The organism is Vibrio ponticus (assembly GCF_009938225.1).
Classification (GTDB): domain Bacteria; phylum Pseudomonadota; class Gammaproteobacteria; order Enterobacterales; family Vibrionaceae; genus Vibrio; species Vibrio ponticus.
This window is the reverse complement of sequence record NZ_AP019657.1, coordinates 3,085,018-3,103,970: the sequence shown is the minus strand read 5'-3', so window position 1 is coordinate 3,103,970 and position 18,953 is coordinate 3,085,018. Positions and strand designations below refer to the sequence as shown.

General features: G+C 38.7%; 18 protein-coding genes and 1 pseudogene. 7 read left to right on the top strand and 12 right to left on the bottom strand.

Annotated elements, in window-relative coordinates; genetic code table 11:
* The first annotated feature begins 35 nt into the window (after positions 1-35).
* The 6 genes and pseudogenes from GZN30_RS14025 to GZN30_RS14000 form a co-directional block, all read left to right on the top strand.
* Complete coding sequence (locus tag GZN30_RS14025) at positions 36-335, top strand: hypothetical protein (RefSeq protein ID WP_075651667.1); 300 nt, start codon at positions 36-38, stop codon at positions 333-335.
* Between the two features lie 117 nt (positions 336-452).
* Positions 453-1,109, top strand: a complete 657-nt coding sequence (locus GZN30_RS14020; RefSeq protein ID WP_075651665.1) for a YjbF family lipoprotein — start codon at positions 453-455, stop codon at positions 1,107-1,109.
* 5 nt (positions 1,110-1,114) lie between these two features.
* Positions 1,115-1,894: a capsule biosynthesis GfcC family protein gene (locus GZN30_RS14015; protein ID WP_083627204.1), complete on the top strand. Its 780-nt coding sequence runs from the start codon at positions 1,115-1,117 to the stop codon at positions 1,892-1,894.
* On the top strand, positions 1,891-4,089 hold the full coding sequence (locus tag GZN30_RS14010; protein WP_075651663.1) for a YjbH domain-containing protein: 2,199 nt from the start codon (positions 1,891-1,893) through the stop codon (positions 4,087-4,089). Before GZN30_RS14015 ends, GZN30_RS14010 begins: the two co-directional genes overlap by 4 nt.
* A gap of 264 nt (positions 4,090-4,353) precedes the next feature.
* Positions 4,354-5,418: a UDP-N-acetylglucosamine--undecaprenyl-phosphate N-acetylglucosaminephosphotransferase gene (wecA, locus tag GZN30_RS14005; RefSeq protein WP_075651661.1), complete on the top strand. Its 1,065-nt coding sequence runs from the start codon at positions 4,354-4,356 to the stop codon at positions 5,416-5,418.
* A 3-nt stretch (positions 5,419-5,421) separates the two neighbouring features.
* Positions 5,422-5,534: pseudogene (locus GZN30_RS14000) on the top strand (type II toxin-antitoxin system YoeB family toxin); the annotation flags it as partial.
* Positions 5,535-5,662: 128 nt separating this feature from the next.
* Here GZN30_RS14000 and GZN30_RS13995 read toward each other — a convergent pair.
* Entirely contained in the window at positions 5,663-6,199 is a 537-nt protein-coding gene (locus GZN30_RS13995; RefSeq protein WP_139312269.1) for a hypothetical protein, read from the bottom strand.
* Between the two features lie 3 nt (positions 6,200-6,202).
* Here GZN30_RS13995 and GZN30_RS13990 point away from each other — a divergent pair, with 3 nt between their 5' ends.
* Positions 6,203-6,592: a transposase gene (locus tag GZN30_RS13990; protein WP_083627203.1), complete on the top strand. Its 390-nt coding sequence runs from the start codon at positions 6,203-6,205 to the stop codon at positions 6,590-6,592.
* Between the two features lie 179 nt (positions 6,593-6,771).
* Here the strand turns inward: GZN30_RS13990 and GZN30_RS13985 are convergent, their stop codons facing one another.
* From GZN30_RS13985 to GZN30_RS13935, 11 genes are all read right to left on the bottom strand, one after another.
* Positions 6,772-7,971: a glycosyltransferase family 4 protein gene (locus GZN30_RS13985; RefSeq protein ID WP_075651655.1), complete on the bottom strand. Its 1,200-nt coding sequence runs from the start codon at positions 7,969-7,971 to the stop codon at positions 6,772-6,774.
* On the bottom strand, positions 7,971-9,101 hold the full coding sequence (gene wecB, locus GZN30_RS13980; RefSeq protein WP_075651653.1) for a non-hydrolyzing UDP-N-acetylglucosamine 2-epimerase: 1,131 nt from the start codon (positions 9,099-9,101) through the stop codon (positions 7,971-7,973). Before wecB ends, GZN30_RS13985 begins: the two co-directional genes overlap by 1 nt.
* Positions 9,094-9,966, bottom strand: a complete 873-nt coding sequence (locus GZN30_RS13975) for a dTDP-4-dehydrorhamnose reductase family protein (protein WP_075651651.1) — start codon at positions 9,964-9,966, stop codon at positions 9,094-9,096. Before GZN30_RS13975 ends, wecB begins: the two co-directional genes overlap by 8 nt.
* Position 9,967: 1 nt before the next feature.
* Positions 9,968-11,005: a nucleoside-diphosphate sugar epimerase/dehydratase gene (locus GZN30_RS13970; protein WP_075651649.1), complete on the bottom strand. Its 1,038-nt coding sequence runs from the start codon at positions 11,003-11,005 to the stop codon at positions 9,968-9,970.
* A 2-nt stretch (positions 11,006-11,007) separates the two neighbouring features.
* Positions 11,008-12,144: a glycosyltransferase family 4 protein gene (locus GZN30_RS13965; protein WP_075651647.1), complete on the bottom strand. Its 1,137-nt coding sequence runs from the start codon at positions 12,142-12,144 to the stop codon at positions 11,008-11,010.
* Positions 12,125-13,429: an O-antigen polymerase gene (locus tag GZN30_RS13960; RefSeq protein ID WP_161987056.1), complete on the bottom strand. Its 1,305-nt coding sequence runs from the start codon at positions 13,427-13,429 to the stop codon at positions 12,125-12,127. Before GZN30_RS13960 ends, GZN30_RS13965 begins: the two co-directional genes overlap by 20 nt.
* Positions 13,426-14,466 (bottom strand): glycosyltransferase family 4 protein, encoded by a 1,041-nt coding sequence (locus GZN30_RS13955; RefSeq protein ID WP_161987055.1) that lies wholly within the window; start codon positions 14,464-14,466, stop codon positions 13,426-13,428. Before GZN30_RS13955 ends, GZN30_RS13960 begins: the two co-directional genes overlap by 4 nt.
* A gap of 59 nt (positions 14,467-14,525) precedes the next feature.
* The gene (locus GZN30_RS13950; RefSeq protein ID WP_075647886.1) at positions 14,526-15,740 is read right to left on the bottom strand and encodes an asparagine synthase-related protein; all 1,215 of its coding nucleotides are present in this window, start codon (positions 15,738-15,740) and stop codon (positions 14,526-14,528) included.
* A 71-nt stretch (positions 15,741-15,811) separates the two neighbouring features.
* Positions 15,812-16,999, bottom strand: coding sequence for an oligosaccharide flippase family protein (locus tag GZN30_RS13945; RefSeq protein WP_075650065.1), 1,188 nt, complete (start codon positions 16,997-16,999; stop codon positions 15,812-15,814).
* A gap of 436 nt (positions 17,000-17,435) precedes the next feature.
* Positions 17,436-17,609, bottom strand: a complete 174-nt coding sequence (locus GZN30_RS13940; protein ID WP_161987054.1) for a hypothetical protein — start codon at positions 17,607-17,609, stop codon at positions 17,436-17,438.
* A gap of 318 nt (positions 17,610-17,927) precedes the next feature.
* Entirely contained in the window at positions 17,928-18,950 is a 1,023-nt protein-coding gene (locus tag GZN30_RS13935; protein WP_075650064.1) for an SDR family oxidoreductase, read from the bottom strand.
* Between the last annotated feature and the right edge of the window lie 3 nt (positions 18,951-18,953).

The following is an 18,953-nucleotide window of genomic DNA, read 5'->3' as shown; positions in this document are numbered from 1 at the left end:
ATGTGAATAATTGTAAATTTACAAGGAAATAACCCATGAAACATATTGCTTTAGCAATGTTAGTCGCGCTAGGTGCTTCAACTAACGCATTCGCAGCAGTAGAAGCTGGTGCAGGCGCTGGTGCAAGTGCTGGCGGTTCTGCAGGTGCGACAGCTGGCGCAACAGCAGGTGCAACGACTGGCGCGGCAGCTGGTGGTACAGCAGCAGCAGGCGCAGCAGCAGCGGGCGTAGCGACAACAACAGCAGTAGCGGTTGGCGCAGCAGTAGCAGTAGCAGCAGTTGCAGTGGCAGCTTCTGATGATAACGATGGTACTAATGACGGTACTGCTCAGTAATCAAACTGTATAAGTAAAACACCCTTAGCCTTGCTAAGGGTGTTTTTTTAGCTGTTACTGACAAATCAATTACTGTCAGCTTAAAAATAATTTCTTGGTTCATTTCAGGAAGAGTTAATGACTTACCTACGCAGAATTCTCCTCGTTCTATTACTTGGCTCACTCGTTGGCTGCTCACAAAAATTCCAAGATGTTAACGCCACTCTCAATGAAGCAATTTTTGGTTTTAACGACGTTAACATGACAGCAGCCCAAGTGGCAGAACTCGAATACGCCAGCATTTATGCACGTATCAATCATGGTGCAAAAATTTTTATGGTGCTGGCACTGGTTGATACCAACCCAGTAACTGGCAACCCACAACTGAAGTGGTCGTCTTCTGATGGCGCCATCATCACTACCGAAAATGGTCGCATTGTAAAAACCACCGCCTTACCTGAAGCCAACTTAGTCAATATTCAAGCATCAAACAATCTTGCCGCACCAAACTCACAAGTAAAAACTTGGCAAGCACAATACGATTGGCAACCGGGTTATCACTTTAGCGAATCTGCCCAAATAGAAAGCTTTCCAGTGGGTATTAATACCACCTCCTCTCTGTTATGGATTAAACCGACCACTCAAGTGCGTGAAATCATTAGCTTCAATGGTCACCAAACAATGCAAAGCGATTACTGGGTAGATAAAAACGGTAACGTAGTCAAAAGCGCTCAATCATTAATACCTGAGCAGCTATTTATTGAAATTGAAGTACTCAAACCTTTTGCTGGGTAATTTAAATGAAGCTTTTTTCCACTAAGACAAACAGACCCATTTCTGCAACTTTAAAAACGGGTGCTGTGGCGCTACTCACTTTACTGCTCTCGCCAATCACTCATGCAGAAAACCAGCTGTCGGTCCTGCTACCTGCAGAGCAAATCACGCTAAGTTACCCACAACCGGTACGCTTAGAACAGGTATTTAATGACGCAGTCACTCACAGTAAAGCAACCTCTCCGCTTGAGTTTCCGCTAGCAAACCAGTTATTCAACCTTGATAAACAAACTCAAGCAGAAAAGTTGAAGCAAAATGTGCTTACTCAAATTGATCAGCAATTGAATGATAATAAAGACAAACAATCTCTTATAAAACAAGTAACCAACTGGCAGGTAGGTTATCGCGAGCAGATCAACTTAGATTTTGACGTAATTCGCTCTCAAGCAAGCGCTAACCCAATGCTCAGTGGCAACTTGGAGCTAATTACAACCAAGCGCTCAGCAACCATTTCGATTGAAGGGTTAGTTAAGCAGCCACAAGCACTGAAATTCAAAGCCGACTCATCACTCAGCGATTACATCCAGCAAGTAAACGAGTCTGATAATGCTCACCCAAGTTATGCATGGGTCATTTACCCTGATGGTCACTTTGTCCGCGCCGGTTACGCGCTGTGGAACAATGAAAATATTCAACTGACGCCGAATAGCGTGATCTTCTTAGGCTCGAATTCTGACTCGGCAGAAACTATCAAACTGGAAGAGCAAATCGTCACACTAATCACCATGAGAAAGAACGCCCAATGAAGATTCGTCAATTTACTTTAATTCTCTCGTCATTGAGCGCGCTCTCTGCAAGCAACGCTTATGCAGATTCAACATGGCAGGTTTCACAAACTGACTTTGGCGGCACTGGCTTAATCCAAACCCCAACGGCACGCATGGCCGATGAAGGCGAATTTAATGTCGGCGTTAGCTTTAATGATGACTACCATCACTATAACGTTTCGCTACAGCTAATGAGTTGGCTAGAAACCACCATTCGCTATACCCGTGTACCTGATCTTTATTTTAGTAATGATGACGAATACAGCGGTGATAACTTATATACCGATAAAGGTATCGACTTTAAAATTCGCTTATTCGAAGAAAGCTACTGGTTACCAGAAACCTCGATTGGTGTACGCGACTTTGGCGGTACGGGACTTTTTGATGCTGAATATATTGCGGCAAGTAAACGCTTTGGTAATTTCGATTTTACCCTAGGTTTGGGCTGGGGCTATTTGGGACAAAGCGGCTCAATCACTAACCCATTTTGTAAAGCCAGTGATAAATACTGCAATCGCCCTAGCGACTATAAAGGTACTGGCGGTAGCGTCGACTATGAACGTTGGTTTAAAGGACCTGCCTCCCTGTTTGGTGGCATTGAATACCAAACCCCGTATCAGCCTTTACGCTTAAAACTCGAATACGACGGCAACGACTACAGCCAAGACTTCCCGGTTATTCGTGGTGGCAAAGCGATGCCACAACATATTCCATTAAACTTTGGCGTGAACTACCGTTTAGGTGACTGGGGGGATGCCAAACTTAGCTACCAGCGGGGTGATACCCTCACCCTTGGTTTTAACCTCTACACCAACTTCAACGAGATGAGTGCGATTTGGCGAGATGAGCCAAAGCCGCAAGCTTTGCTTCGCCCCTCAGTAACCGACACCAACTGGCAAAAAGTCGCTCAGCACATAGAAAACAATGCGGGTTATGAGCAAAACAGCATCAGCCAAGATGGTACAACGCTTGTTGTGACTGGCGAACAAACCAAATACCGCGATAGAAATGAAGCCTTAGACCGAACGGCAGCGATTCTCTCCAATAACAGTAACGACTCAATCGATAGCTTTGTGGTAATCGAGCAGCAAGATGGTATGCCTTTGATTGAAACGCGCATTGACCGCAATGAATACTTAACCGCTGCCAACCATATAGGTATTAACGCGAAGGTAGAAGAGAGCTTTACAAACGGTGAACCAAATGCAACTTCGAGTTCAGCCACTACACTAGCGCAAAATAAACAGCGTTGGGGATACGGGGTTGAACCCGTCTTAAGCCAGACTCTTGGTGCACCGGAAAGCTTTTACCTATACAGCATTGGTTTAAACGCAAAGTCGAACTACTGGCTCAATGATAACTTAGAGTTAGCTGGCTCGGTTTACTTAAACCTAGTGGATAACTACGACAAATTTAATTACGTAGAGAACTCACCTCACGTGCACAACTACGCAACACCGCGGGTTCGAACTATGTTCCGCGCTTATGTGGATGAACCACTGCGCCTAAACCGCTTACAGTTAACTTGGTTTGAGCAACCAGCAGAAGCTATTTATACCCAAATGTATGGTGGCTATTTAGAAACCATGTTTGCTGGTGTCGGTGGTGAAGTGTTGTATCGTCCATTAGGCAAAAACTGGGCAATAGGATTAGATGCCAACCTAATAAGCCAACGTGACCCAGATTCTTGGTTTGGCGTTTACAGTGAGGATTACTTCTTCTATGACGAAGAAGCTTGTAACGACCGTACCCCACAGTGCCAAGCGTATGTGCTTAGCCAAGGCACAACCGGACACATCACCGGCTACTACATGCCAAAATGGAAGTTACTTGAAAGCACGCTGTTTAAAGTCAGTGCTGGTAAATTCTTAGGTGGTGATATTGGCGCGCGAGTGGATTTTTCTAAGCAATTTAAATCCGGAGTGATTGTCGGGGCATACGCGACGCTAACCGACTTAACAGAAGAAGAGTATGGTGAAGGCAGTTACAACAAAGGTTTTTACGTCTCTATTCCGTTTGATTTAATGACAGTAAAACCAAGCACCAATCGAGCAAAAATTTCATGGCAGCCAATTACGCGCGATGGCGGGCAAATGTTAAATAGAAAATATTATCTATTTGATCAAACTGACGCTCGTTCGCAATGGAGCCAAAGACCAAGCAGTGTGAAATAATCGAGTTATCACTGCTAAAATTTATTAGAGCTAACCTTTAAAGTTAGCTCTAAATTTATAAATTGCAATGATTATATAAATTATAAGCCAACATCCTCTTTACCATCGTAGAAGCCATCAAATTACATCTTGTTAGGTAATGTAAACTAATAATTATTTTTGTCGGACATTTGGAATAATCAGCCTAGTTTCATATACAACCATGTGCGATTATCATATAATTTTTAGCCAACATTATAAAAAACCTTTTGGCTAGAAACCCTTATGTTAGTTGAGCTATCTTTTGTTAGCTTCTTTTCGTTCGCCTCACTTTTCTTAATGCGGAAAGTTGCTCGAACGATTGGCTTAGTCGACAAACCCAATGAAAGAAAACACCATATTGGTGCCGTGCCTCTAGTCGGTGGTATTTCTATATTTCTTTCTATTGCCCAATTTATTACTGCCAAGCCAGAAGTGATTACTAACAGCCATTTATTCATTGGTTGTTTAGCGGTATTGATCGTGGTTGGTGCTCTTGATGACAAATTTGATATTAGCTTTAAGATTCGACTTATCGTTCAAGCCGCCCTATCGATATTTATGATCGAATTTGCTGATATTAAACTGGATAATATTGGTGATATATTTGGCTTTGGTGAGATGCACTTTGGTATTCTTGCGCCAGTTGTGACGATTTTTGCCGTAATTGGAGCTATTAATGCATTTAACATGGTCGATGGTATTGACGGGCTACTTGGCGGGCTTGCTATCGTAACCTTTGCCGGAATTGCGGTACTACTCAATGTTGAGAGTAAGTATGGGCTGGCGTATTTGTGCTTGGTGTTTATCGCTGCGATCGTGCCTTACATTTGCATGAACTTAGGTATCTTTGGACGAGAGCGAAAGGTATTTATGGGTGATGCGGGTAGTATGATGATCGGCTTTACCGTGATTTGGATGCTACTCGGTGCCAGCCAAGAACCACTAACCAATGCGATTCGACCAGTCACTGCACTGTGGCTAATCGCCATCCCTCTTATGGACATGGCTGCTATTATGATCCGCAGAATGAGGCGTGGTCACTCCCCTTTCAAACCAGACAGAGAGCACTTACACCATATTTTCCAACGCTTAGGTTTAAGCTCACGCCAAACGCTATTAGTCATCTGCTCATTTGCAAGCCTACTCGCGGGCTTTGGTATTTATGGCGAGCTGGTTGGAATTAGTGAACCAATCATGTTTGTTACATTTCTTAGCTGCTTTATTTGCTATGCACTGGCGATGAACTACGTGTGGCGCATCACCAGTTGGATTCGAAGATCCAGAGGGTTACCAGAGAAGGTTTATTGAGCGCCAGAGCCACTAAAAGAGAGCCTATCTGGTTATTGGTCGCGTCGAATTACTGATGAGCACCGAATGATGACGACACGATAACTATAGTTGGCCTGAGATATCACTATAAGTGAGAACAAGTCGCCTTCGGGCTAACTCCTAATAAAATTATACCGTCAAAGGATGATGTAATAGAGTGTTTTCTTATCCATATTGTCCATCCTTAGCCTTTAAGGCTTAAGTTTAGGCAGTTGCACAGAATTCAGGAAACCTCTCCTGAACACACATAGAAATTACAGGCACTCATTGACGCTTTACCTGCTACCCAAGCCCTCTTGGTGTGTTGCGCATAACTTTCAAGCTCTTTGGTTGAACCCACCGCACAGCGAAATTTGCCCCCAAAGCTTTCAGAAAACTTCAGCCACTCTCCGCCATTCATATTGAGCCGTTCAAGAATCGTAGTATCACATGGCGGAATATAACCACGCGTGTTTGGCCGAACCACTTGGCCTAATGCTTCTACTAGCACTAAATAATCCAACAACGAAAACTCAATTCCACCTATTTTGGAAAAAACCGATGGCTGCATTTCTCGCTCATTTCCCAAAAAACCAGCCAAGCCTTTAGCGGGTATAGAGGCCAACTCGCCTTTTCTTTCATCCCCTTTACAAGTCACCGAATGAATGCGCTCATAAATGGAAGTAAACTCAGACTCTTCAAGTGATTGCGCCATATCCGCTCGAACGGGGTTTAAGTCCACATAAGCCATGCAGCTCAACAGCGCTTTTTCATCCAACAAGGCTTGACACTTAAAGCGACCTTCCCATCAGAGCAGTGGTCTGCTCAAACTAAACTCGCCATTGTCGCTGAAACTTACTCGATGACGGAAAATGAACTCAGTCAGTATTGTCGCGAGAAAGGCTTGTTCCCTGAACAAGTGCAAGGTTGGCGAAGTGAGTGTATGCAAGGGTTTATGTCTGCTAAAGAGCGTGAGGCTGAAGCCAAGAAACAAGCTAAAGCTGACAAACTTGAAATTAAAGAGCTGAAAAAAGAGTTACGCTTTAAAGAAAAAGCGTTAGCGGAAACGGCGGCGCTATTGGTTCTGCGAAAAAAGCTGAGAGCCTTTTACGGGGAAGAGAGCGTTGGTCAGGCAAGATTAGGAACTGTGAACCCGTTAGTGAGGTTCATCTAAATCCAGAAAGAAAAGCCGCTTAATAACTAAGCGAATGATGACAACTACCTTGAAAAACGCCGGAAGGCATGGGACTCTGGGTGGTATGAGTCCCATTGACTTTGAACTAATGAATTAATCCCATGTGTCTACTTTTATGGGGTCATACCAAACTAGAAACTAGATAAAAAATACAATATTTACTGAGTTCGCATCAAACTATACTCTAAGCTATTGGCAATACTTTCCACAGAAAATTCTGCTTCCAGCAGGCCATATGCAGATGAGCCAATCGCTTGTCGAGTAGGTAAATCCATTAATTTCACAGCATTTTTAAATAGCGCGTCGTCTTCGCCATTGACCGTAATAAGACCGGCTTCATTGTTGTTTACAATATCCAGCAAGTCGTTTCCGGCATTAACACTGCCTAAAATAGGCAACGACTGAACCATGTAGCCTAAAAGTTTACCTGGAAAGTTGTGTGCCGTATGGTTCGCAGCTAAAGAGAATAAACCAACGTCCATTTCAGCTAGAATTTCTTTGAATTCATCTTGATTTACGGATGGTAAATAAGAGAAATTAGTGAGATTCCAATCTGATGCCTGTTGATTTATCAATTCAACTTCATCCCCTTGACCGACGAACAGAAAATGCGCATCACGATAGGGTTGCATCGCTTTGGCAAGTCGCATCAAATTTCCCATATCTTGAGCATGCCCAATGTTACCGCCGTAGAAGAAAACGACCTTGTTTTCAAGACCTAACTTTCTTTTATACCGCCCTTCTTCTCGGCTCTCATGAGGCTCAAGAGACGCCCAATTACGCAATACCTCTGTTGGGTATCGACCATCCGTCAAATCATTAAACAGCTCTACATTCTTCTCTGACATTAAGCCAATCGTATCTGCTTGCTGATAAGATTGAGCCTCAAAGAATCGAAAGTAACGCTCAATGGCAGAACCTTGCTTCACCATTCCAGCATCAATAACCCATTGAGGGAATAAATCTCTTAAAATTAAGTACGAAGGGCACTGACAACGGCTTTTTATTTTTTTAACCAAATTCCCAAAGAAAATGGAAGGCGAATAGTAAATAACTCCATCAAAGGTGTCTGGTGCAATATTATTGGATATTGCACTCCAAGCTTTGGTCGATAATAGCGTTTCGTTTATTGCCCTTTTGACTTTACCAATATCCTTGATAGCGCCACTCGAAAAGCGCCAAACAGTTACACCGTCATACTCGGAAAATTCTAACTGAGACTTTTGCTCTACGGCTGGTGTAATCACTGTCACTTGATGCCCCATAAGTACAAATTGCTTTGCTAACTCATGAAACATTTTGGCTGCCACACGTGTGCTGTGTGGAAGGTAGTCATCAATAATTAACGCTAAGTGCATTACTGTTTCTTCCAAACAACGCGGTTAACATAATCGGTGTAGCTTAGAATTGTACGAAGTACCTTATCAGAAACATTTGGTGCAATATAATCCGCGACTTTGTTCAACAAACGATCTTCACCTCTTGGTTGATCACCCAAGATTTCAATCGCTTGTAGAATTCGCTCTACACTCATCCCTGTAAACATCACAGCCCCCTCTTCAAACCCTTCAGGTCGTTCTTGAGCTTCGCGGATGTTAATAGCAGGGAAGTTTAAAATCGAAGACTCTTCCGTAATCGTACCGCTATCACTTAAAACGACTTTCGCTTCTTTCTGCAGACGAATGTAATCACTGAAACCTAGCGGCTTCATCAGTCGAACTAAAGGATGGAACTCTAGGTTTAGTAGCTCAATTTTTTTACGCGTTCTTGGGTGAGTTGAAACGATAATAGGCAGATTATACTTTTCAGCAATCGTATTCAGCGCTAACACATAGTTATTAATGTTACGCTCAGAATCCACGTTCTCTTCACGATGCACACTCACCAAGAAGTAACCTTCAGTGGTCAGTTCTAGACGGCTTAAAACATCTGACTGTGCAATCTTTTCTTCGTAGTGATTCAATACTTCATCCATCGGGCTGCCCGTTTTAACGATGAAGTCAGGACTAATACCTTCACGCAATAGATAATCACGTGCAATATCACTGTAAGGTAGGTTCACATCAGAGATGTGATCAACAATCTTACGGTTAATTTCTTCTGGAACGCGTAAATCGAAACAACGGTTACCCGCTTCCATGTGGAAGATTGGGATCTTTTTACGCTTCGCTGAAATTGCAGAAAGGGCACTGTTGGTATCACCCAAAATCAATACCGCTTCAGGCTTGATTTCTTCAAAAAGTTTATCTGATTTACTAATCACCTGAGCCATCGTTTCAGCTGCAGTCCCACCCGCACATTCTAGAAAGACATCAGGAGAGCGGATACCCAGATCATCAAAAAAGATTTGGTTCAATTCGTAGTCATAGTTTTGACCTGTATGAACTAAGGTGTGATCCGTATATTCATCCAGCTTAGCAATGGTTCTTGATAGACGAATAATCTCTGGGCGAGTGCCAACGACGGTTACTACTTTTAATTTATTCATAGCTGTATCTCTTGCGGTAATCTGTGTGCATAAAGGCGACCAACTCATCCCAACTAGGTACTACGAACCCAGTCTCTTCACGGAACTTCGTTGAATTAAGTGAACGGTCCATCACAAAGTCTTCAAACTTCTCAATTTCAATCTGCTTGCTATAAATATCTGCAACTTTCGAGATCAAAGAAAATTTATCGATAGGGTCTACCGATAATTGGTACAGGCCAGACAACGATGGGTTGGGCAGTACATACTCTGCTAAAACTTTGGCAACATAAGCCGTTGGAAGGCCTGAGAATACAGCTTTCGAGAACCCTTTTACAGAACCTTCTTGGCTTAAGAACCAATCAATGAGGCTCACAGAAGATTTGAGCTCATGGCCTATGATTGAAGTACGCAGAGTCACGTGTTGACCATAGTCTACTTCACCGAGGCACTTAGATTTACCATACAGATCGGTTGCTGTAGGTAAATCAGATTCTAAGTAGTTCCCCGTTTTGCCATCGAAAACACAGTCCGTTGAAAAGTGGACTAAACGTGCTTGAATAGAATCACACAGCTGAGCAATTTTATGTGGAAGTAGCGCATTGATCTCAATGGCTTCCACATGCAGCTTAGATACATCGTGCTGCTTGATAAGGCCAATACAGTTAATGACAACGTCAGGGTTTGTGTCTAAGACAGCTTTTTCCAAAGTAGCGAAATCTTTAACGTCAACATTCGGAATCAGTTTATCTGTTGATGGAAAGAAATGCTCCACCCCATTGACGCTGCGGACTGTGCCATATACGTCGAGGTTTGATAATTCGGATAAATTGGAAAAGATGCTGTAACCCAGCATCCCTGTCGTTCCAATAACAAGAACTTTCACGTTATACACCCTCTGGAACGATAATGTTACCCGCTTCAATTTCACGGATGAAGTCTAGCTTTCTTAGCAGCTGCTTCATTCCTTCTACGTCGAGCCGCTCAGTATTATGAGAGTTATAATCTTTGACTTTAGAAAGATCTTTCTCGCCTTCTTCAAAATATTTTGAATAGTTAAGGTCACGATTATCAGCAGGAACACGGTAATATTCGTCTTGATCCTGTGCGACAAACATCTCTTCACGGCTACATAATGCTTCATAGTGTTTCTCGCCATGACGAGTACCAATGATGTTAACTTCATGGTTTGGCTTGTCTAAAATTTCGAGTAAGGCCTTCACTAATACCTCAATCGTCGCTGCTGGAGCTTTTTGAACAAAAATGTCGCCATTAGAGCCATTTTCAAACGCATGAAGCACTAAATCTACTGCATCATCTAACGTCATCATAAAACGCGTCATGTTTGGATCAGTAATCGTAATCGGTTCACCGTTAACGACCTGACGAATGAACAAAGGAATCACAGAACCACGAGAGGCCATCACGTTACCGTAACGGGTGCCACAAATCGTCGTATTGGTGTGCTCTAAATTACGACTCTTGGCAACAATCACCTTTTCCATCATCGCTTTAGAAATGCCCATTGCGTTGATTGGGTATACCGCTTTATCTGTACTTAAGCATACAACACGTTCAACGCCATGGTTGATCGCAGCTTCAAGTACATTCTCAGTGCCGATAACATTCGTTTTTACGGCCTCTAAAGGGTAAAACTCACAAGAGGGCACTTGTTTCAACGCAGCTGCGTGATAAACATAATCAACACCACGCATAGAGTTTGAAACACTTTGGTAATCACGTACATCACCAATGTAAAACTTTAATTTATCAGATAGAAAGTGCTTACGCATGTCATCTTGTTTCTTCTCGTCACGAGAAAAAATTCGGATTTCTTTAATATCAGTATCCAGAAAACGGCGTAATACAGCGTTGCCGAATGAGCCAGTACCGCCGGTAATTAACAGAGTTTTATTCTTAAACATATTTAGTTTTTCCCATCACTAAAGAAAAATTTCGTTGTATCATTTACAGTTTTACTCCATTGAAATGAGAGTGACTGTTTATATGCTCGTTCCCCCAACTCCTTCATTAACAGAGGTTTTTTTTCCATATCAGTTATAGCAAGAGCCAACGAGGTAGGCTCGTAAGGATCAAAATAAATTACTGACTCCTTGCCAAACTCGGGCATTGGTTGAATATTTGAGCACAAGATCGGTCTAGCTGATGAGAGCTTTTCTAAAAGAATATTAGGGCAACACTCGCAAGAAGAAGCAAAAACAAGCGATCTCGCTGATTGATACAGTTTAGGGAGTTCATCATAATCAATATGCCCTAAATAAATCACATGTTTTTCAAGATTGAGTTCAGATATTAAACTCAAGACTTGGTCACCATAATCGTTATACTTAGGTCCAACAAGAATAAGTGGATATTTAAATCCATTTCTAACAAGAATATCCCAAGCTTTTAAAACTTCTTTTTGAGCTTTATATACATCAAGGATGGAAACATAGAGGTAGTAGCCATTTTCAACTAACCCAGATGGTAAACCATTAGATTCAACTCTGTTAAAAAACAACTCATTTAATCCGTGTGGAATAACCGTGCTTTTTTTCATTATTTCAGGCATGTAACCTTTGACAACATCTCGGGAATAGTGAGATATAAATACTACTTTGTCACATTTCTTGTATGAAATTAGAAAAATATATTTAAGTAACCACAACTTAAACCTAGAGTAAGATAATAAAGAAAACCTTTTCCTCTCATTAACATCGAAAGGAAGCATATTTCTCAATGCTGTTACAGAGCATACTTCTTTGGGAATAACCGACAACATTATTCCCCCTGGGGAATAATACACATCAGCACATTTATCTTTAAGGTAACGAGGAAGGAAAAATAGTTCCCACAATGTCCGGTGAATGATACTTTTTGATGCTTGCTTTAAAACATGTATCTCCACCAAATCCGATTCATAATTTATAAAACAATCAACATTAAGTTTACTTACTAACAAGACAATTTTATAGTTCTTCGGTGAATGTTGAATGAAGTTAAGGATATATGTTTGTCCCCCACCTCTCAGTGCACTAAGTGCGTTAATCACAATCGTTTTCATAAAAGCCAACTTTAAATAGCAATTTAAAACACAGACATATACAAAATAGGGGGACTATTTTTATTATTAAATTCATGAATAAGTTAGTGAACTCACCAAATAACAAGCCACCTGGAATAGTAATTACAAACAAATAAAATGCACTAAAAAAAATCGCTTTATGAAAATTAACCACCCTATATTTTTGATCACAAAAAATCATAATAAACTTTTTATATATATATGAAACAATCAAAAACACAACTGTAGATATAAGCACAGAGAATAAAGCACCATAAAAATAACCGAAGTTAATTACTGACTCAGCAAAAATACCTGGGCTGTAGTTTGATGTTCCAAGATAAGATGTTCCTTTTGCAAATTTAGTTATTACCACTCCACCAGTGTCAGGCTTTTCAGGCCAGATCGAGCGAGGTACAAAATTGGTTACAACACTAAGAAATGTCACGCCATGCTGTAAATTTGTGAAATCGTCATCAAGTATAATATCTAATGGGATTATCCCATACCTAGTCAAATGCATCTTAGACAGGGAACCGCCTTCGTGATTCAAATCGACGCCTTCGGAAGATGAGTAACTAAAAGTATTTCTTATACTTCCAAGAAACGCAGCAACTACTACAAATATAACAATTGACAAAAGCGCCTTCGATATACTTATTCTCTTTATGTAGTAATGACCGATTATCATGATAAATAAAAATCCATACAAAACCCCACCTCTCGATCCCGACATAAAGCCCATAAATACGAGAGCTAAAAAATGAAAAATAAATAGAAACCACCACAATCGTCTATTCTTAACTTTATACATAATTCCTATTATAAAGTATACTACATTAATTATGGGGTATATTTTTCTCATAAATATTACATGCCCTAAACCTTGCCATTCAGTAACCCTTAACTGGATCGATGAAATATATGGTTCGATACCTCCCATTATACTAATGAGATAAGCTTGAGCTCCTAAAGGTATCAAACTCAACAACCAAAGAAAGAACAACACTTTTCCAGATGAGACAGGAAGATCGCCTTTATTAAAATTAAACTTATTACTATCTCCAACAAATGATTTTTCTATAAAGACAAAGATTAAACCTAACAGCATAAAAAAAACATAAATTAAATATACATACAAACTTTGCTCATCATAAAAAATTGAAGCAAAGTAAACAAAGAGGAATAAAAAGTAAAATTTAACGGGTGAAAAAATATCTCCGTTCACATGGAAGGATATAACAATACATATTGCAAGAAAAACAAAAAGCAATATACCTATCATGAAATCTTATCCAAAATATATTCAGCTCTTTTCTGCCAAGTATAGTTTTCAGTAAAGTCGATGTAAGCTCTTTCAGCGATTTTTTTTCTCAAGCTTAGATCGTGTAACTTATCTAATGATAAGGACCAAGCTTCGACACTATCCGGAGTAACTAATATAGCATTTTCGTCATTTAGCACTTCTCTTAGTACAGGAAGGTCCGAGCAAATTATTGGTTTTTGGTTAGACATATATTCAAAAATTTTCATTGGAGACATCCACCGACTTGTATCCGACTTACCATCAGATTGATTAGAACCTTGCTGATAAGGAGCTATTAAAACATCAAACTTTGTATAGTAATCATGCAAGTCAGCATGATCTAAATGCCCCACAAAATATATATTATGATCATTGTCAGTCTCTTTTTTCCAATGCGCTATATCCTCAGGCATTCCTCCTACTAGATAAAAATCACATCCCTTCTGCATCCTAGCTAAAGAAATTATAACTTCTATTCCTCTACCTTTATATAAATGCCCAACATACCCAACGGATAACCTTTCTTTTTCTCTAATTATTGATAATCCATTAGATTCATGAGGGATATCAGCACCATCATGTGCAACTAAGATATCACTACTTGTAAGTTGAGGGAACAACTCTAAATAGTCTTGTTTTAAAACTTCAGATATAACAACTAGCTTGCGGAAGCCATTTCTTTTAAAAAGCAGCTCTTCTAGTTTCCTTCGACTTCTATTTGGAGGTAGTGCATGGGCTTCGTATACAATTCCAGATCTAAAAAAAGAGACCATAAATAAAGGAATAAGATGTCTCCCATAAATTATATCTGATCTTGTATTAATAACTTTTTTAAATATATTAAAAAAGTATTTACACACTCCTAAAAGGCTCCCCTCTTTCCGAAAAAGAAAAATATCAAATGTTCCATCAACGCCATATTTTCCCTTTAAAATATCAGTACATTCTGTATTTTCACCTTCAGAACCTATCAATATGGTATCTTTGTATATTGAAAAAGCATTACACATCTTCATAACATGTACACTATTAGCAAATTTTGAAGGAATAATTGAGTTCGATATATATATCAACTTCATAGCTTTAGCCCATTTTTGAGGTGTATATCCAAGCTTGTAATTAATAACAAAATATTAGCGTGATTATTATACCCATTAACATGTTCCAAAAGAACTTTGTTTACATCGAAAGGTAATACAAACTCTCTTTCATTAAAATCGTTTACACTACATCTAATTAAATTATAGAATTTTTTATCTCTCCTAATCAAGTTCGCGAAATCCATGTAGTTAACATTAATATTTCTGTTTATTCGACTAACTTGTAGGAACTTATTAGATAGTCGTTTAAAGTTTGCTACTCTATGAGAGGTATTTAGAGGTAATCCATACTTTGTTCTAGTTCGGTATTTAAACTCTTTAGGAAAAGATTGTAGCAAGATATCAAAATATAAGTTTTGGTTGTCTCGATACTTATTATCTACATCCAACATGAACTGTGAGAAAGCACTATTAACAAATGGTAACTTATAGTCATATCCTTTCATTAATACATGTGGCATTACATACTTTAGTTGTCTATTAAAAAAATCGATCTGTTCGTAACATGATAAGTTATTGGAATTAATATTAGGCTTTGTCAAAAAAAACTCTTGCTCTATAGCATCATATAACTTAACTGATGTTGTAAAAACATTATCTAGTAAAAATTTTTCTTTTGCAGATTTCAAGCAGTTTTTATATTCATTTTTGTATTTAGATCCTGAAATAGGATCTCCCATAAAACCAGACCAATGAAAATGATCTTTAAAATTTTGATCGACCGCTTTAATCGGAGCATGATGAAATAGCATAGTTTGGCGATCAACTCGAGAAGATATATCGAACAAACTAGACTCATCGTAATCATACTTCTCTAGGTCGAAAGACATATGATTGGTACCGAGCTTTTTGGCTATATAATTTCCGATCTCAAAATCTAATGAGCCCCTAACTCCAAAAGTATAAGTTTCAATATTTCTTGCATCAGTAAACCTCAACAGTCCAGCCAAGATCGCCCTACTATCTAAACCACCACTAATAGGTACAAGATTTCTTTTGTTTGGTTCATACTCTTTAGAAATACTGTCTAAGAACTTATCTCCTCCAATTTTGACAAGTTCGCTTCTTGAAGCAGACTCATACTTATTTTTGTCTATCTCATCTAGTTTAATTTCCAAATCTGGGTTGTAATCAAAAAAATAACCAAACTTAAGGAAATTATTTATTTTATCATTTTTTATTTCAGTCATGATTGATAGAAACCATTAATTTTTGTCTAAGTAGCAATATAGATTCAATTTATAAAACGAAAAGTTATCATTTAAGCAGTAATTTCATTTTTATGCCCCTTAAAATACACAAAAACGATATACATCAAATTTGTAATAGCACTTGCCACACAAAAACATAGGACTGTAATAGTGAAATCTGTGTACTTACTACTAATTACAAGAGTAGATACTTTAATTAACATGCCAATAAACTCTAAACTAAACATCTCTTTCTGCATCATATTTTTGGTTAAGAATGCGGAACTTGGTGATTTGATAAATGCAAAACTCATCCACAAACATAGATAGGAAATCAAAATACCACTATCAATCCATTTTTCACCGAGATAAATCCTTACTATATCACCACCAAAGATTGCTATCGGTATAAATACAATTAAAGAGACCACAGATAACATTAGTGTAGGTTTAATAAAATATTGACAAAATGAGAGGTTCTCCTCTTTACATATAACTTGATATACTGATTTTGACAAAAATTGGACTGGTATTCTTACTATTTTATCGGCAAATACATATAGACCTACACTATATGCATCATAAATGCTATAAAAGTAATAAATAGGCAACTGCTGAGATAGCATATTAATAAAATATTCAGGAAGAGAGTACTTAGCAAATTTATTATACTTGAAAAATACTTTCTTGCTAAATTTGGCTTTATTTATATCCCATCTTGAGAACTTAACATAAAGTAATAAAGGTACCAACAAGCTAAATATCATACCAACTATCAAGCCCTCTTTCTTTATGATAGAAAAAGAAAGGGCAAATTGAGACATATTTAGTATTAAAGATTTTATTAAGTCAACGACTGTTACTTTGCTTATGTTATCTATTTTTAAATTATATATTCTAAAAACATTGTAATTAGATGTTATAAATATCCCAACCATGAGCCATATTGAGTTTAGGTTTGTAATATAGCCTAAGAATTCCAGTATCATAACAATCAGGGAGAACAATAAAGACATAAATAGATTCAATATTACAACGGTATCTAACACATCTTTTCTTTCATTATTTTCAGATATAAGTATAGCTTGTTCATATCTAAGAGTAGAAACTCCAGATAAAAGAGCTATTAAACTTAAAATCAGACCATAAGAGCCAAACTCTTCAGGAGAATATAGTCTAGCAAGTATTGGTGCAAAAATTAAAGATAAAACTTGACCTAAACCTACGGATGTAGATAGCTTTAATATCTTTCTATACATTTAACGTACTCAGAATATTGTTGATTAAGATTAACTTGAAGATGCACACACGGAAGAATAATGAATATACTTACTACATAATGGAAAAATCCGCATAAACATCACTATTACCATCACGTAAACTTTTATTTTTTTATTTTTTAGAGCATATGTTGTATCGAGTGCTCACATCCTGCTTTGTTGCCACCGCAAACACTTATCACATTAAAACCACAATACCCATCACTCTTGACTTAGGCCATTTATGTTCCATAGCACCTAAACCCGACAAATTACAATTCACTAAGTCCACTCTCATCTCCATTTTTCCGAAACTTTTGCCTTAATAGCTGCAAGTAAGTGTCATCTAAGTTTAGAACCTTACTACTCGAGAATAATTGTCAAGTGTTTGCTCAAGCATCTAGCGCCAATAACCGTTAACAAAAAAACCGCTTCTTTATAGAGAGTTTTGTGCACTATTTTTTCTTTTGGAACTCTGTAATTTCATTATTTTTCTAGCAACCTTATCTTCATCAACAATCATTCCGTTTGCAGTGGCAAAAGCGTTCACCAAGTGACTGGCTCCTTTGTCTTTCGGAGCGGTTATAAGAGCCAAGGTATATTTATCCATCAATCGGTATTATTTCGCCATCCGCTAGTACATGGTACTCATTTATCTATATCTTTAACGATGCAGGGTTAATCATACCCATCACACGAGACAATTTATTCAAAAAAGAAATATCAACGTCAAAATAACTATATCGCTTGAGGATATATAAGCGAGCGTTACAATAATCGATAAAACTATACCAATTATAATCCCACTCCAATATTACATAAACTGAAAGTATGGGGCAGTAGTAGCTATCTCTAAGCATCATCGCCCCCTAAAAATCAACGACCTTCAAGCGATTTCCCTAGATAACTAGAATTTTCATATAATTGATTAACCAATAAATTGTTTATACCACGGCATCGATTCCGCTATTCCCGCTGAAATATCATATTTTGGCTCATAACCCAACTTGCTTTTAGCTTTACTAATATCAGCTTGTGAGTGACGCACATCTCCAGCTCTGAATTCACGATATGCAGGTTCAGAAGAATAGCTAACACTATTATTAGACAACTCATTCTTAAGTGCATTAAACAACGTATTCAATGTGGTTCTATCACCTACCGCACAGTTATACACTTCGCCTAACGCTTCTTCTGACCCGGTCGCAGCCAACACATTCATTTGAACCACATTCTCTATATAGCAAAAGTCTCGGCTTGTTTCTCCATCACCATTAATGAATACATCTTCATTATTAATCATTGCCGATGTCCATTTAGGAATAACCGCAGCATAGGCACCATTTGGGTCTTGTCGACGACCAAATACATTAAAGTAGCGTAAGCCCGTCGCTTTAAATCCATAAGTCCTTGCATAAACAGAAGCATAAACTTCATTTACATATTTAGTAACCGCATATGGAGAAAGAGGCTTACCAATGTTTTCTTCCACTTTCGGTAATGCTGGATGATCACCATAAGTAGAGCTGCTCGCAGCATAGGTAAAGCTTGCCACGCCTTCTTCCTTAGAAGCTTGTAGCATATTTAAAAAGCCAGTAATGTTTGCAGCATTTGAAGTAACAGGATCCGCAATTGAGCGTGGAACAGAACCTAATGCAGCTTGGTGCAATACGTAATCAACCCCTTTCACAGCAGTCTCACATGTGGCGTAGTCTCGAATGTCACCTTCAATAAAACGAAACTTATCCCACTGCGTTTCAGTCACTAAGTTTTTTACTTCATCCAGGTTATGCTGATGACCCGTTGCAAAGTTATCTAAGCCAACTACAGTCTGGTTGAGTTTTAATAGCTTTTCTAATAGGTTTGAGCCAATAAAACCTGCAACACCTGTCACAAGCCATACTTTTGGCTGCTGCAGTAAGTCTTGTTGAATCTGTTCAAATTTAGACATTAT

Excerpts from the sequence above, each read along its gene's own strand:
- GZN30_RS13945 (WP_075650065.1), bottom strand. The coding sequence starts at position 16,999 with ATGTATAGAAAGATATTAAAGCTATCTACATCCGTAGGTTTAGGTCAA.
- GZN30_RS14010 (WP_075651663.1), top strand. The coding sequence starts at position 1,891 with ATGAAGATTCGTCAATTTACTTTAATTCTCTCGTCATTGAGCGCGCTC.
- GZN30_RS13960 (WP_161987056.1), bottom strand. The coding sequence starts at position 13,429 with ATGATAGGTATATTGCTTTTTGTTTTTCTTGCAATATGTATTGTTATA.
- wecB (WP_075651653.1), bottom strand. The coding sequence starts at position 9,101 with ATGAATAAATTAAAAGTAGTAACCGTCGTTGGCACTCGCCCAGAGATT.
- GZN30_RS13965 (WP_075651647.1), bottom strand. The coding sequence starts at position 12,144 with ATGAAAACGATTGTGATTAACGCACTTAGTGCACTGAGAGGTGGGGGA.
- GZN30_RS13950 (WP_075647886.1), bottom strand. The coding sequence starts at position 15,740 with ATGACTGAAATAAAAAATGATAAAATAAATAATTTCCTTAAGTTTGGT.
- GZN30_RS13940 (WP_161987054.1), bottom strand. The coding sequence starts at position 17,609 with ATGGATAAATATACCTTGGCTCTTATAACCGCTCCGAAAGACAAAGGA.
- wecA (WP_075651661.1), top strand. The coding sequence starts at position 4,354 with ATGTTAGTTGAGCTATCTTTTGTTAGCTTCTTTTCGTTCGCCTCACTT.
- GZN30_RS13970 (WP_075651649.1), bottom strand. The coding sequence starts at position 11,005 with ATGTTTAAGAATAAAACTCTGTTAATTACCGGCGGTACTGGCTCATTC.
- GZN30_RS13935 (WP_075650064.1), bottom strand. The coding sequence starts at position 18,950 with ATGTCTAAATTTGAACAGATTCAACAAGACTTACTGCAGCAGCCAAAA.
- GZN30_RS13955 (WP_161987055.1), bottom strand. The coding sequence starts at position 14,466 with ATGAAGATGTGTAATGCTTTTTCAATATACAAAGATACCATATTGATA.
- GZN30_RS14015 (WP_083627204.1), top strand. The coding sequence starts at position 1,115 with ATGAAGCTTTTTTCCACTAAGACAAACAGACCCATTTCTGCAACTTTA.
- GZN30_RS14025 (WP_075651667.1), top strand. The coding sequence starts at position 36 with ATGAAACATATTGCTTTAGCAATGTTAGTCGCGCTAGGTGCTTCAACT.
- GZN30_RS14020 (WP_075651665.1), top strand. The coding sequence starts at position 453 with ATGACTTACCTACGCAGAATTCTCCTCGTTCTATTACTTGGCTCACTC.
- GZN30_RS13985 (WP_075651655.1), bottom strand. The coding sequence starts at position 7,971 with ATGCACTTAGCGTTAATTATTGATGACTACCTTCCACACAGCACACGT.